We start from the raw sequence: 14,347 nt of genomic DNA on the forward strand, positions 1-14,347 counted from the left end.
GTCCGCTCCCATAAAACGCTTGATTAATTGCTTACTTTCTATACCGCGCAGGCTTGCTCTTGTGTTATGATCGCGCCTTTGTGTTTTCTGTTTGACCTTCCAAGCTCTATTTCCCCTGCAGGCCTTGTGCTATAAAGGTTTGGCTTGGTTAAGTTTTATTCTCTGGATTAGGATATAGCAGGATTTGATGACGACTATGACGCCTATCAACACTATCGCTAAAGGTACGCTTTATGTGGTTTCGGCGCCTTCCGGGGCGGGTAAGACGAGTCTGTTGAAGGCTGTTTTGCAGAAATTGCCTGAGCTTAAGCTATCTATTTCGCATACCACGCGCCCGCAAAGGCCGGGTGAGCAGGATGGCGTGGATTACCATTTTGTCGAGCAGGCGACTTTCCAGAAGATGCTGGATGAGCAGCAATTTTTAGAACATGCCGAGGTGTTTGGTAACTATTACGGCACCAGTCGCGACTGGCTGGAGAAGCAGTTGGTCGAGGGGCATGATGTGATTCTGGAGATTGATTGGCAGGGGGCGCGCCAGGTGCGTAAGCTGATGCCGGAATGCCGTGGTATTTTTATTTTGCCTCCATCGCGTGAAGAGTTATCAAACCGGTTGACTAATCGCGGTCAGGATAGTGATGAAGTGATTGCTAAACGTATGGCGGCAGCAACTGCGGAAATGAAACATTATGATGAATACGATTATGTGCTCATCAACGACGACTTCGAGGTCGCCTGCGAGGAAATGGAAGCCATTTTCACCGCTCGTCGCCTGCGCATTGCAAGCCAGAAGGTTCGTCAGCACCATTTAATTCATGACCTGCTATCAGATTCTATGGAGTAAGCCGTTTTTTAAGGTACACTTACTTTAATAAGTCTTTTTTAACGCTTTATTCACTGGTTTTTTGCTAGAACCCTTTATTAAAGCACCGAATTTAACCCTTGGCATTTCGCCACATTATGTATGTAAGAGGTAAGTTATGGCACGTGTAACGGTACAAGATGCTGTTGAGAAAGTTGGTAATCGTTTTGATTTGATCATGTTGGCGGCCAAACGCGCTCGTCAAATCGCCACCGGCGGTCACGATCCTAAAGTGGATTGGGATAATGATAAGCCAACAGTAGTTGCTTTGCGTGAAATTGAAGAAGATTTAACTACGCGTGAAACAGTTGATGCAGACGAGCGCGCAGCTAAGCGTGAGCGCGAGCAAAGACCAGTTCTATTTTAATAGACTGGTTTATACTCGAACCGAAGGTTAATTATTAATGTCCGATATGTCGCATTTCGAAAGTTTGCGGGATGTGCTCGGGGTATATCTGGAAGCTAACCAGGTTACCGATATTGAGCGCGCCTATCAGCTGGCGGAACGCGCACATGATGGACAAATGCGCTCCAGCGGCGATCCTTATATTACTCATCCAGTCGCCGCTGCGCATATTCTTGCTGACTTACACCTCGATCATCAAACCATCATGGCAGCTTTAATGCATGATGTGATTGAAGATTGCGACGTAACCAAACAAGATCTATCCAATGAGTTTGGCGAAACGGTTGCCGATTTAGTGGAAGGTGTCAGTAAACTAACCCAGATTGATTTCCAGTCTAAAGAGCAGGCTCAGGCCGAGAACTTCCGTAAGATGATGATGGCCATGACGCAGGATATTCGCGTCATACTGATCAAGCTGGCGGATCGTTTGCACAATATGCAGACGCTTGGTGCATTACGTCCTGATAAGCGTCGCCGTATTGCCCGCGAAACACTGGAAATTTACGCACCGATTGCCAACCGCCTGGGTATCTACCGCTTAAAAGAGCAACTGGAACTGTTGGGTTTCGCCAATATGTATCCATTGCGTTATCGAGTTTTACAACACTCGGTTAAAAAGGTTCGCGGACACCGCAAAGAAATTGTCGAGCGCATCACCGAACAATTACGAACGCGATTAAAAGATTCCCGCATTACCAGTAAGGTCATTGGTCGCGAAAAAAGCGTTTACAGTATTTATAAAAAGATGCGTGACAAGGTGGGAACATTCAGTGAGGTGATGGACATTTATGCCTTCCGCGTCATCACCGATAGCGAAGATTCCTGTTACCGCATTCTTGGACAAATTCATAACCTCTTCAAACCCATCCCCGGTCGCTTCAAAGATTACATTGCTATCCCCAAAGCCAACGGCTATCAATCACTACACACGGTTCTGCGCAATAAAACCGGTATTCATATCGAGGTGCAGATTCGAACGGAGCAGATGAATCAGATGGCGGAACACGGGGTTGCGGCGCACTGGCTTTATAAAACAGGCAGCGCCCATCCGGCAGAAACCAAAGCACGCGAATGGTTGCAGAGTTTAATCGAATTGCAGCAAAGTGCTGGCGACTCAATGGAGTTCATTGAGAACGTCAAAATCGATCTCTACCCAGATGAGGTTTATATCTTTACACCGAAGGGTAAAATCATCGAGTTGCCGAAAGGCGCAACGCCAGTTGATTTTGCCTATGCGATCCATACTGACGTGGGTAACAGCTGTATCGCCTGTAAAATTGATAAGCAGTTTTCGCCACTGAGCACGCCATTAAGCAACGGAAAAACCGTTGAGATTATTACTGCTCCTGGCGCCAAACCAAACCCGGCCTGGCTCAGTTATGTGGTGACCGGCAAAGCGCGCTCCAATATACGAAACTTTGTGAAAAATATTCGTCAGGATGAAGCCGTTCATCTTGGCCGCCGCTTGCTGGAACAGGTATTGAAAAAACCGCTTGAAGAATTCCCATCGGATCATTTGGAGGCAGTTGCTAAAATCACTCACCACGAAACGGTAGATGATATGTTAGCAGGCATTGGTCTGGGTAAAATTGCCAGCGTGTTAGTGGCCCATCGCTTAACCCGTGGCGAAGAAGAAGTGGATGAAACTGTGGTAGACATGCCGCAGAAAGATCAGGCTCCGCTGGCCATTAAGGGCACCGAAGGCTTAGTGGTTAAATATGCCCGCTGTTGTCGCCCGATCCCCGGCGATCCTATTTTAGCTTATGTTAGCGCAGGTAAAGGCTTCACTATTCACAGAGAAACTTGCCCCAATGTTCAACGCGCACACAAGCACAATGATCGTTATGTTCCAGTGCAATGGTCAGACGATGTGCAGGGCGATTATATTGCAGAGCTACGTATAGAAGTCTTTAACCAGCGTGGCGTTTTAGCACAAATTACTAATATTATTTCCAATCAGGAAGCTAATATCGTCAATGTTGATATTAATGAACAGGACGGTTCAACCAATATTTTGACGTTCCAGATGGGCGTGCATCACCGTGTTCATTTGGCCAACATCATCAAAAAATTAAGGGTCATTCCTTTCGTCAACAAAGTTCATCGTCACCCTTAATTAGAACTTCATTTAACCCTCTTTGAGGAAATCTTTAAGGAAACTGCTGTGAGCAAAACCATTATTCAAACTGATAAAGCCCCTGCTGCCATTGGCACTTATTCGCAAGCCGTTAAAGCTGGTAATACTGTTTATCTATCGGGCCAAATTCCCTTGATTCCTGAAACCATGGAATTAGTCGAAGCCTTTGAAGATCAGGTACATCAAGTATTCAAAAACTTGAGCGCAGTATGCGAAGCCGCCGGCGCAACTTTGAATCATATTTCAAAACTGAATATTTTCATGATTGATTTAGGACACTTTGCTACCGTTAACGAAATCATGGCGCAATATTTTGAACAACCTTATCCAGCACGTGCTGCCATCGGCGTTAAAGAGCTACCCAAAGGCGCGCAAATTGAAATGGATGCTATCGTAACGCTTGATGAGGACTAAAATGTGCTTCCTCGTAGTCCCGCCCGTTTACAAAAAATTCTAACCCTATTATCCAACCGTCAGCCTGATCTGACGGTTTTTATGGATGAAGTCCATAAGCCACATAATTTGGCTGCGATTGTACGCACCGCTGACGCGGTCGGCATTGGCCATGTGCATGCAGTCTTCCCTGAGGACGTGAAGTTTAGGGGCCACCATACCTCCAGCGGCAGCAAACGATGGGTTACCACCCATAAGCACGCAGATCTACAATCCGGTATTGCTCAAATGAAAACGCAGGGTATGCAGGTTTTAGCAGCCCATCTTTCTGACACAGCCGTAGACTTTCGCAGTATTGATTACACCAAACCGACCTGTCTTCTGGTTGGTTCCGAATTAGTTGGTGTTTCAGAGGAAGCTGCCGAGATCGCTGACCAACACGTAATTATTCCAATGGTCGGTATGGTGCAGTCACTCAATGTTTCTGTCGCCACCGCGCTGATTTTGTATGAGGCACAACGCCAACGCTCAGATGCCAACATGTATGGCGAATGCAAAATCCCACAAGCAGAAGTCGATGAAATCTGTTTCAAAGCCCTACATCCGACCATCACCAGGTTCTGCGATAAGCATAAGATTCGTTATCCAAAAATGGATGAGTTTGGCGACATTGATGATCCGGAATGGAATACATTGCGTAAAGCAATACAAACAAAATAATTCTCAATAGTTACATTTTGCTACAAGCTTTAGTTGGTAATTGGCAGTTTTCGTGCTAAAAATAAAACAAATTGAGTTTATATATTCTAAAGGAATAGTAATGACAACCGCTCTATTACCAACCTCGTCTGAGCAACGTTTTCACGCACTGGATCTGATCCGTGGCGTTGCAGTCTTAGGTATTCTGATTATGAATATCTACGGATTCTCGAATATTTTTTCCTATTACATGAATCCTTATGCGCTGGGCGAGCCTTCCAATTCAGATGTTTGGATTTGGTCATTAACGCATATTTTTGCTGATCAAAAATTCTATACTATTTTCTCGATGTTGTTTGGTGCCGGGATTTTGCTGATGGCCGACCGTGCCAGGGAGAAAGGTGTGTCACCAGGAAAATACCATTATTTTAGAATGTTCTGGTTGATTGTTTTTGGACTGATTCATGGTCTGCTTATCTGGTTTGGTGATGTTCTTTTTATCTACGCTTGCATGGGGCTATGGGTTTTCCTATTCACTGATACTAGCGCCAAAACCAAGCTGATAACCGGTATCGTTTTGATTGCACTGTATTCCTTATACATGGCAATGGTGTCTTTCAATATTGATAAAATTCCTGCTGAAGATCTCGAATTTATTTTCTCGATGTTCTACCCCGATCAGGCATTCATAAATGAGGAGACTTTGCCTTATATAAGCTCTTATGCATCACAGCTTAATCACCGAGTCAATTTCTTCCAGGAAAATGTTTTATCCATGGGGTTAACCTTTGGTATTTTTAGAATTGGTGGTTCAATGCTTTTGGGTATGGCACTTTATCAGTATGGAGTTCTTACAGCAGAGCGCTCTCGCTCTTTTTATATCAAACTCGCTGTCATCGGCCTGTTAGTTGGCTTCAGCTTAACCGCGTGGGACATGAATCAATTGTTTTCTAATGGCTTTAGTTTTGAAGCCTTACTGTTTTCCTATATGACTCTCACTAATATTGCAGCGGTCTTTATTGCGATTGGCTATATTGCATTATTTGCTTTATGGATAAAATCTTCGGCAGCCACCAAGTTACGCGAGTCACTTGAAGCTGTCGGACGGATGGCATTTACCAATTACATTGCGCAAAGCATTATTTGCACCACCGTATTCTACAGCTTTGGCTTTGGACTCTTTGCCGAACTCTCACGCTTGCAGTTAATGGGCATTGTTGCGATAGTGTTTTTATTGCAACTTATCTGGTCATCCTGGTGGTTAAAACGCTACCACTATGGCCCTCTCGAATGGTTATGGCGCTCACTGACGTATGCAAAAATCCAGGCTTTTAGAAAATACTGATCTACCCATTATTGATCTTCGCCCTGTCGAGCAGTATCGGCAGGGCCATATACAAGGTGCTACCAATATTCCTTTATCCGAAATTGAAGATTGTTGGTACGAATTACCGCCTAAAGATACCACGCTGATATTATTCACTAATAAAACTGACCATCAGGACGTTAAAGCTTTATTTGAGCGCCAGCAATATCCTATTGAAGCAGTATTTACGGCCGAGGATTTTACTGAGCAAGACTGGTCTAATACCAACTGGGTTACTGATTACAATAGTCGTCGACTGTGGCAAGCCAGTCCTTTGCTCGAAGATTACATCGAACTCATTGAACAACACTTACCCTCCAAAAAGCCGCTGGCCTTTGATATAGGTTGCGGTTCAGGCAGAGACAGTATATTTCTCGGCCTGCACGGATTCCGGGTGCTATCGATCGACCGCAATCCCATGGCCATTGAACGTATCACCAGCTTTGTTGAACGCTGGCAAGTTGATGTCACGCCATTGAAGTTGAACTGTGAAGAAGAGTATCAGCAACTGATTCAGCTAATTCATATACAAAAACCTTCGATGATTGTGCAGTGTCGTTATCTGCATCGTCCTTTACTTGATCTTTACCACGAGCATTTGCCTGCTGGTGGCCTGGTGGCGATTCATACTTTTATGGAAGAGGCGGCTAAGTATGGTAGTCCGAAAAAACCGGCATACCTGTTGAAGCCGGGCGAACTAGCAGAAAAGTTTGCCGACTGGGACATATTGCTCGACCAAATTCATGTACTTAACGACAAACGCCCGCTATCCTTATTCTTAGCTCGAAAGCCTTTTTAATCTTCACATTTAAATGACACGAATAGCCTGATAGTCGTTGACTTCTTTGCGCCACTTCTTGATCATAGATAGACAGAGGCTATCAAAAATGACATTAACAGAGTTTAGATATATTGTTGCAGTTGCCCGCGAACGCCACTTTGGCCGTGCCGCCGAGGCCTGCTTTGTCAGCCAACCCACCTTGAGTGTTGGCGTACGCAAGCTGGAAGAGCAGCTTGGTGTGATCCTGTTCGAGCGTAGCAAATCCGACGTCAAAGTCACTCCGGAAGGCAAGCCGATTATCGAGCAGGCGCAGCACATCCTTGAGCAAGTCAGCCAGCTAAAGCAAATGGCTAAACAGAATTCCGATCAGCTCGACGGCCCATTAAAGATTGGCGCCATCTTCACCATAGGACCTTACCTTCTTCCTTCGCTCATCCCTATGCTAAAAAAACTGGCACCAAAAATGCCACTGCATATTGATGAGGATTACACCCACAATTTACGAACCAAACTTCGTAACGGCGAGTTAGACGTGATTTTCGTGGCGCTTCCTTTCGATGAGCCTGAGGTGGATGTTGTTCCTTTGTATGAAGAAGAATTCATCGCTTTGCTGCCGGAAAAACATCCCTGGGTGAAGCGTGATAAATTACACATCGTCGATATCGCCGATGAAGTCATGATCATGTTGGGCGCAGGCCATTGTTTCCGCGATCAGGTGATCGAAGCCTGTCCGCAATGCAAAGACTCCAGCTTGAACCCTCAAAAGGACTGGATCACTGGTAGCTCCATTGAAACCATTCGTCAGATGGTGGCCAGTGGTTTGGGCATTAGCGTGATTCCAAGGTCCGCGTCTAATTTCCATAATGAAAAATTGGGGCTGGTCACGCGAGAATTCGATAACCCCAAGCCGAGCCGCAAAGTGGCATTAGCTTTTCGTCGCAGCTTCCCGCGCAAGAAGGCTTTAGAAATTATCAACAACGCACTATCACAAATCACCATTGAAGGTGCTAAACCACTCAAATAATGGCCATTTCCAAACTTGCAGCTGACATCAATCTGGAAAATCTGCCCTGCACCAGTCTGAAAGGGGTAGGGCCGAAAGTGGCTGAAAAACTTGAGAAGTTGCATATCCAATCGGTGCTGGATTTATTGTTCCACTTGCCATTGCGCTACGAAGATAGAACTCGTGTGCGAACTATTGCCTCCTTAAAAGATGGCGAACGTGCTTTAATTAAAGTCACGGTCGAATTGGCGCAGGTCAAATTCGGCAAACGGCGCTCACTAGTTTGTCGAGCCAGTGATGAAAGTGCCAGTATCGACTTTCGGTTCTTCTACTTCAACAAAGGCCAACAACAACGGCTGCAAGGCGGTGCAGAGTTTTATGCATTTGGTGAAGTCAGGCGTTTTGGTTTTCAATTCTCCATGGTGCATCCTGAATTAACCGCAGTTAATTCAACCACCGCTGCACCTTTGCTGGAATCCTTAACACCGATTTATCCAACCACCGAAGGCCTGCATCAAGCCAGTTTCCGTCACATGATGCGCCAAGCCGTAGCGCTGCTTAAAAAGCATCCAATAGATAATTTGTTACCGCAGTCTCTGCTGCAAACACTTAAATTACCGGACATCAATGCATCATTGGGCTGGATTCATTCACCGCCAAAAGATGCTGACTTAGTACAATTACAATCCAATCAGACACCGGCCGTGCGACGCCTCATCAGCGAAGAACTATTGGCGCAGCAATTGAGTTTGTTGTTACAGCGCAATCAGCAAAAAGATTATTCCGCACCGGTACTTAAAAGCTCTGGGAAATTGCAGGATCAATTGTTGCAACAATTGCCTTTCAAGCCAACAAAAGCCCAACAAAGAGTTACTCAGGAAATCATCAAAGATTTAGAACAACCGCATCCCATGTTGCGTTTATTACAAGGTGATGTTGGCGCGGGCAAAACGCTGGTCGCTGCTCAAGCTGCGCTGCAAGCGATCGAAGCGGGTTACCAAGTGGCGATTATGGCTCCCACCGAGTTATTGGCCGATCAACATTACCAGTCATTTGTTCAATGGTTTGAGGCGATGAATATTCCCTGTGTTTTCCTGGCCAGTAAATTAGCTGCCAGTCAGCGCAAAAGCGCGCTCGAATCGATTGCCAGCGGCCAAGCCAAATTAATCGTCGGGACTCATGCTCTGTTCCAGAAAGGCGTGGAATACCACAAACTAGGTTTAGCGATTATTGATGAACAGCATCGTTTTGGCGTCAATCAGCGTTTGATGCTTAAGCAAAAAGCGCCTGATGGTTTGCAACTGCATCAGCTGATGATGACCGCCACACCGATTCCTCGAACCTTGGCTATGACCGTCTATGCCGATATGGATGTTTCGATTATTGATGAGCTGCCTCCAGGAAGAACTCCGGTACAAACCGTGGCGCTTTCTGATCAAAAACGCGATCAGGTCATCAAGCGCATCGACACAGCTTGCCGAGAAGAAAATCGTCAGGTTTATTGGGTCTGCACCTTGATCGACGAGTCGGAAGAAATCCAATGTCAGGCCGCCGAATCTGCGGCTAACCAGCTGACACAACAGTTGCCCAATTGCCGTGTCGGCTTATTGCACGGCCGCTTAAAGCCAGAACAAAAACAACTGGTCATGGATAAGTTCAAGCAAGGAGAGCTGGATATTCTGGTTGCCACAACCGTTATCGAAGTGGGCGTTGATGTACCTAACGCCAGCTTGATGGTCGTTGAAAACCCTGAACGGCTTGGATTATCACAATTACACCAGCTACGTGGGCGAGTTGGCCGAGGTTCAGTAGAAAGTCACTGTGTTCTTCTTTATCAGCACCCGATTTCCGACAATGCCAAAGCTCGCATTCAGGTCATGCGTGAAACCAACGATGGTTTTGTCATTGCTGAAGAAGACCTGCGCTTAAGAGGTCCCGGTGAAATGCTGGGCACTCGCCAGACCGGTGAAGTCAGCTTACGCTTTGCTAACTTAGTGCGTGATGCTGAGCTGATACCGGCCATTCAGCAACAAGCACATGATTTAATTGCTGAAAATAATGAGCTTGCCCATAAAATCTGCCAACGTTGGCTAGGTTCTCGTAAGGAATTTGCTGACGTTTAGTTCTCACAACAGCATCTAAATCGACAACATGTTTTTTGCTTAAACTGCGCTTTGTAGCCCGTCGATCATAGGATTTAGCCTTATTTTATGCTAAAGTTGCGGCCTTATTTCATCATCTAAAATAACCGAGGATTCAGGAATGAAACAGCCTGTTCGCGTTACTGTTACCGGTGCAGCCGGCCAAATTTGTTATTCACTATTATTCCGTATCGCCAGCGGTGAAATGCTAGGCAAAGATCAGCCAGTAATTCTTAACCTTTTAGAAATCACTCCAGCACTTAAAGTGTGTGAAGCGGTTGCAATGGAATTGAATGACTGCGCATTTCCACTGGTAAAAGATATCGTTGTAACTGACGACCCAGCCGTTGCTTTTAAAGATGCTAACATCGGCCTGATGGTTGGTGCTAAGCCTCGCGGCCCAGGCATGGAACGTAAAGACCTATTAACTGATAACGGCAAGATCTTCAGTGCGTTAGGTAAAGTGATTGACCAAGTAGCTGACAAGAACATTAAAATCTTAGTAGTGGGCAATCCTGCTAACACCAATGCATACATCCTTGCTAAAAATGCGCCGAGTATTAATCAGCGCAATATCTCTGCTTTGACTCGTCTTGATCATAACCGCGCGATTTATCAGTTAGCGGAAAAAGCGGATGCTGAGATTGCGGGAATCAAGAAAATGATCATCTGGGGTAACCATTCAGTTACTCAGGTTCCAGACATATCTTTCGCAACTGTTAATGGCGATAAAGCTGCTGACAAAGTTGATGCAACCTGGGCTAAAGAAGAGTTCATGCCAATTGTTGCTAAGCGTGGCGCAGCGGTAATTGCTGCACGTGGTGCTTCATCAGCCGCTTCAGCTGCCAACGCTATCCTTGATCATATGCATGATTGGGTACTAGGTTCAGCAGACGGTGACTGGGTCAGCATGGCCGTTCCTTCAGATGGCAGCTACGGCATCGAAGAAGGCTTAATCTACTCTTACCCAGTAGTTTGTAAGAATGGTGACTATGAAATCGTTCAAGGTCTTGAAGTATCAGACTTCATCAAAGACAAAATGATCGAGTCACAAAAAGAATTGCAAGAAGAAGCAGAAACCTGCAAAGACTTGTTCTAATCAGTCTCTCAGCAGTTCAAAAAGCCGGCTCAAGTAGCCGGTTTTTTTTCTTTTATAATCCAGAATTCAAATCCCTTCACGATTATAAGGTGATACTATTTCTTTTTAACCTAAATTCGTGGCAGAGTATCCACATACTAATGAAAACTAACTATTCATGATCATCGCTGAAACTGAACGCCTTCGAATACGCCATCTGCAACATTCAGATGCTAATTTTATTTATCAGCTTTACAACCAACCGAACTTTATTAAGTACATTGGCGATCGCGGCGTCCATTCACCCAAAGATGCCGAAGTATTTATTCAAAAAGTACAGGACAACTACAAGCATTATGGCTTCTGGCTGTATCTGGCAGAACGAAAAGACAATGGCCAGGCAGTTGGTGTTAATGGCCTAATCAAACGTGACTATCTTGATGCTCCTGATATTGGTTTTGCCTTCATAACCCAATTTTGTGGGCAGGGTTATGCTCAAGAATCTTCGCAGGCAATCTTGCAGCATAGCAAGGCACAAGGCCAAACCAACCTTTACGCCATTACTTCACCCAATAATCACGTATCCGAGCACCTTCTTAAAAAACTGGGCTTCGAATTCCAACGTCAGGACTATTTCGACAATAGCACTTCACCGATTAATTTGTTCAAGTTGCTCCTGCAGTCCTAACTGTTGCAGATGCAACAATTGTTAACATTTCAGGCAATTTTGTTGCGTTTTACCGCTTTCAAACCAAACTTCCTTGCGCTTAAATGAAACTATAGATTCAGTGAGGAACACACCATGTCACTATTATTAAACATCTTATGGTTACTGTTTGGCGGTATTTTCGTCTTTCTAGGTTACATCGCAGGCGGTATCGCACTCTGCTTAACTCTGATTGGAATTCCGTGGGGCGTACAACTATTTAAGCTAGCTATTTTTTCCTTGTTCCCATTCGGGCAGGACACTCGAATGCGCCACGACCAACCGATGGCGGGTATTCCTAATGTACTACTTAATATTATCTGGTTAATTTTTGGTGGTGTTTGGGTTGTGCTTAACCACCTGTTCTGGGGCTTATTCCTGTGCTTAACCATCATTGGTATCCCATTCGGTATCCAACACTTCAAAATGGTTAAACTCGCTGTATGGCCATTCGGACGCGTGATTGTGGATTTGAAATCATTGCAACCAGCTTAATAGACAACAGGTTTCATAAACTCTCTCCAAAGAGACTGTTCGGCCTGCTTCGGCAGGCCTTTTTTTGATTGTTGTTAGTTTAGTCCTCTCTTGTAAGACGCCACATTTTTGCCACATTTAGTAATGACTCCCCATTTTACCAAATCATTCCCGTCATAGTCTCTTGTTCTAATAGCTCATAACAACTAATGAGTCAGGAGCAACCATGAAGCGGGTACTATTCTTTTTATTTTGGGGAGCATTTTTTTTAGCGACTAATACAGCTAGTCATGCGGTGGGAGAGACATTTCCTTCTAGCATTAACTATCGTTCACTAGAAAGTGATTTATCGTTTAAGCAATTACCACTCTCCACTGATATCGAGATGCACATCAACAGCGTCGTTTCTCGTGTGTCAGTTAAGCAAACTTTTTCCAACGAATCGGCACAATGGCTTGAAGGTGTTTATCAATTCCCATTGCCGGAAAATGCAGCGGTTGACACTTTGAAAATGCATATCGGCCAGCGCGTTATCGAAGGTGAGGTTCAGGAAAAGCAGCAGGCGCAACGTACCTACCAAAAAGCCAAAGCAGAAGGCAAGCGTGCCAGTCTGGTAGAGCAGGTTCGGGATAACTTATTTACGACCAAGTTGGCCAATATTGCACCGGGTGAAAGCATCACCATCCATATCGAGTTTCAGCAGCTGGTTCATAATGACGGTACTCACTTTTCTGTGCGTATGCCTTTAGGTATCACGCCACGATATGAACCGGCTGAAATCACAACTAAATCCGATAGTGGTTATGACTACTACTCTTCGGATGACTTTGAAACCGTCTATCTAGAAACTCCTGCACATGACAGTGCCGAGCTGTCGCCAGCTACAACTATGTTCAATACTGGTGGGCAACCAGATAGACCCGCCAACATATCCGTTCATCTGAATCCGGGCTTTGCTCTATCACTATTAGAAAGCCCCTATCATCAGATCATTACTCAACAGACTGGCGACCAATATACTATTTTGTTGGAAAACCCAGCACAGGCCGAACGTGATTTTGTACTTAATTGGCAACCACAATTAGGTCAGGAGCCTAGAGTAGCTCTGTTTAGCGAAAGTCATGACGATCACAATTATCATGTTTTGATGATGTTGCCGCCAACTCACGATTTTGTGCAACAAAAAACACAGCCTCGTGAGATGATTTTCGTTATCGATTCTTCCGGTTCCATGTCTGGTGAATCGATGCAGCAAGCGAAGCAAGGGTTGTATTACGCACTAACGCAACTTGGCACTAACGATACATTCAATATCTTAGACTTTGATCATGAAGCGAGAAAACTATTTGATGAAGCAGTTCCTGCCACCCAATCTAACCTAGAGATGGCAAAATATTTTGTCGCCACTCTCGAAGCCGATGGCGGCACTGAGATTGCTAAAGCCATTAATCTGGCGCTCGATAAACCTAACAGTACTTTGTTACGTCAGGTCGTATTTTTGACTGATGGCAGTATTGGCAACGAGCGTCAGATCTTCCAGATGATCGAAAATCAGCTGGGCAATAATCGTTTATTCACCATCGGTATTGGGGCAGCTCCAAACAGCTATTTTATGAGTAAAGCCGCCAACTATGGTCGTGGCACTTTTACCTATATCGGTAAGGCTACAGAAGTACAGACCAAGTTAGAGCAGCTGTTCAAAAAACTACGTTACCCAGCCTTGGAAAACCTTTCTCTGGAACACTTATCACAAGAAAAGGCATCTGCCAGCCAGTTAGAACTGTATCCCGGTCACCTGCGTGATCTATACCTTGGTGAACCTTTGTTCGTGTCCTATCGAACACCTAAAGGTATGCAGGATTCCTTACAGGTGAAAGGACAGGCTGATTCGTATGACTGGTCATTCAAGTTGCCACCTGTTACCAACGGAAAGGACAAAGGTATTGCACGACTTTGGGCGCGCATGAAAATTGATTCGATTAAAAGTGACTTTGCGATGAGCCATGATCAATCTCGCCAACAGATTCTGCAAACCGCACTGGACTATCACCTGGTGTCCGACTACACCAGCCTGGTTGCCGTTGATAAAACACCAGCGCGCGTGATGGAAGAATTAAAAAAGTTACAACTAGCCAATCGCACTCCTGCCGGATGGAAAGCGCCTAATGACTCTCAACATGGGTACCCGCAAGGCGGCACAGCGGCTAACTTTGCCATGCTTATTGGTTTACTGTCTTTGCTGTTGGCTATGGTTTATCAGTTCACTCTAAGCCGCCGTAACCGTAACGATGCTTAAGAGAGTCA

13 protein-coding genes are annotated in these 14,347 nt (G+C 45.1%); all 13 read left to right on the forward strand.

The features are described from left to right. The first annotated feature begins 187 nt into the window (after positions 1-187). The 13 genes from gmk (at position 188) to ACN0VI_RS02875 (ending at position 14,339) form a co-directional block, all read left to right on the forward strand. Positions 188-841 carry a guanylate kinase gene (gmk, locus tag ACN0VI_RS02815; RefSeq protein ID WP_417445710.1) on the forward strand — a complete coding sequence of 218 codons (654 nt, stop codon included), beginning with the start codon at positions 188-190 and terminating at the stop codon, positions 839-841. Between the two features lie 136 nt (positions 842-977). Next, complete coding sequence (gene rpoZ, locus ACN0VI_RS02820; RefSeq protein WP_331892601.1) at positions 978-1,226, forward strand: DNA-directed RNA polymerase subunit omega; 249 nt, start codon at positions 978-980, stop codon at positions 1,224-1,226. A 46-nt stretch (positions 1,227-1,272) separates the two neighbouring features. Then, positions 1,273-3,381 (forward strand): bifunctional GTP diphosphokinase/guanosine-3',5'-bis pyrophosphate 3'-pyrophosphohydrolase, encoded by a 2,109-nt coding sequence (gene spoT, locus ACN0VI_RS02825; protein ID WP_417446562.1) that lies wholly within the window; start codon positions 1,273-1,275, stop codon positions 3,379-3,381. A 48-nt stretch (positions 3,382-3,429) separates the two neighbouring features. Then, positions 3,430-3,816 (forward strand): RidA family protein, encoded by a 387-nt coding sequence (locus ACN0VI_RS02830; protein WP_417445711.1) that lies wholly within the window; start codon positions 3,430-3,432, stop codon positions 3,814-3,816. 3 nt (positions 3,817-3,819) lie between these two features. Further along, positions 3,820-4,515, forward strand: a complete 696-nt coding sequence (trmH, locus tag ACN0VI_RS02835) for a tRNA (guanosine(18)-2'-O)-methyltransferase TrmH (RefSeq protein WP_331892599.1) — start codon at positions 3,820-3,822, stop codon at positions 4,513-4,515. Between the two features lie 100 nt (positions 4,516-4,615). Beyond that, positions 4,616-5,839: a DUF418 domain-containing protein gene (locus ACN0VI_RS02840; protein ID WP_331890300.1), complete on the forward strand. Its 1,224-nt coding sequence runs from the start codon at positions 4,616-4,618 to the stop codon at positions 5,837-5,839. After that, on the forward strand, positions 5,808-6,659 hold the full coding sequence (locus ACN0VI_RS02845) for a rhodanese-like domain-containing protein (protein WP_417445712.1): 852 nt from the start codon (positions 5,808-5,810) through the stop codon (positions 6,657-6,659). The genes ACN0VI_RS02840 and ACN0VI_RS02845 overlap by 32 nt, the downstream gene beginning before the upstream one ends. An 88-nt stretch (positions 6,660-6,747) precedes the next feature. Further along, positions 6,748-7,665, forward strand: coding sequence for a hydrogen peroxide-inducible genes activator (locus ACN0VI_RS02850; RefSeq protein ID WP_417445713.1), 918 nt, complete (start codon positions 6,748-6,750; stop codon positions 7,663-7,665). Next, complete coding sequence (gene recG / locus ACN0VI_RS02855; protein WP_417445714.1) at positions 7,665-9,767, forward strand: ATP-dependent DNA helicase RecG; 2,103 nt, start codon at positions 7,665-7,667, stop codon at positions 9,765-9,767. Before ACN0VI_RS02850 ends, recG begins: the two co-directional genes overlap by 1 nt. A gap of 139 nt (positions 9,768-9,906) precedes the next feature. Further along, entirely contained in the window at positions 9,907-10,884 is a 978-nt protein-coding gene (locus tag ACN0VI_RS02860; RefSeq protein WP_331891144.1) for a malate dehydrogenase, read from the forward strand. Positions 10,885-11,041: 157 nt separating this feature from the next. Next, on the forward strand, positions 11,042-11,551 hold the full coding sequence (locus tag ACN0VI_RS02865; RefSeq protein WP_417445715.1) for a GNAT family N-acetyltransferase: 510 nt from the start codon (positions 11,042-11,044) through the stop codon (positions 11,549-11,551). Between the two features lie 114 nt (positions 11,552-11,665). Further along, positions 11,666-12,064 (forward strand): YccF domain-containing protein, encoded by a 399-nt coding sequence (locus tag ACN0VI_RS02870; RefSeq protein ID WP_331891147.1) that lies wholly within the window; start codon positions 11,666-11,668, stop codon positions 12,062-12,064. 205 nt (positions 12,065-12,269) lie between these two features. Further along, positions 12,270-14,339: a marine proteobacterial sortase target protein gene (locus tag ACN0VI_RS02875; protein WP_417445716.1), complete on the forward strand. Its 2,070-nt coding sequence runs from the start codon at positions 12,270-12,272 to the stop codon at positions 14,337-14,339. The last annotated feature ends 8 nt before the right edge of the window (positions 14,340-14,347 follow it).

Source organism: Kangiella sp. (genome assembly GCF_048265365.1).
GTDB lineage: Bacteria > Pseudomonadota > Gammaproteobacteria > Enterobacterales > Kangiellaceae > Kangiella.

Excerpts from the sequence above, each read along its gene's own strand:
- gmk (WP_417445710.1), top strand. The coding sequence starts at position 188 with ATGACGACTATGACGCCTATCAACACTATCGCTAAAGGTACGCTTTAT.
- rpoZ (WP_331892601.1), top strand. The coding sequence starts at position 978 with ATGGCACGTGTAACGGTACAAGATGCTGTTGAGAAAGTTGGTAATCGT.
- spoT (WP_417446562.1), top strand. The coding sequence starts at position 1,273 with ATGTCGCATTTCGAAAGTTTGCGGGATGTGCTCGGGGTATATCTGGAA.
- ACN0VI_RS02840 (WP_331890300.1), top strand. The coding sequence starts at position 4,616 with ATGACAACCGCTCTATTACCAACCTCGTCTGAGCAACGTTTTCACGCA.
- ACN0VI_RS02845 (WP_417445712.1), top strand. The coding sequence starts at position 5,808 with ATGCAAAAATCCAGGCTTTTAGAAAATACTGATCTACCCATTATTGAT.
- ACN0VI_RS02850 (WP_417445713.1), top strand. The coding sequence starts at position 6,748 with ATGACATTAACAGAGTTTAGATATATTGTTGCAGTTGCCCGCGAACGC.
- recG (WP_417445714.1), top strand. The coding sequence starts at position 7,665 with ATGGCCATTTCCAAACTTGCAGCTGACATCAATCTGGAAAATCTGCCC.
- ACN0VI_RS02860 (WP_331891144.1), top strand. The coding sequence starts at position 9,907 with ATGAAACAGCCTGTTCGCGTTACTGTTACCGGTGCAGCCGGCCAAATT.
- ACN0VI_RS02865 (WP_417445715.1), top strand. The coding sequence starts at position 11,042 with ATGATCATCGCTGAAACTGAACGCCTTCGAATACGCCATCTGCAACAT.
- ACN0VI_RS02870 (WP_331891147.1), top strand. The coding sequence starts at position 11,666 with ATGTCACTATTATTAAACATCTTATGGTTACTGTTTGGCGGTATTTTC.
- ACN0VI_RS02875 (WP_417445716.1), top strand. The coding sequence starts at position 12,270 with ATGAAGCGGGTACTATTCTTTTTATTTTGGGGAGCATTTTTTTTAGCG.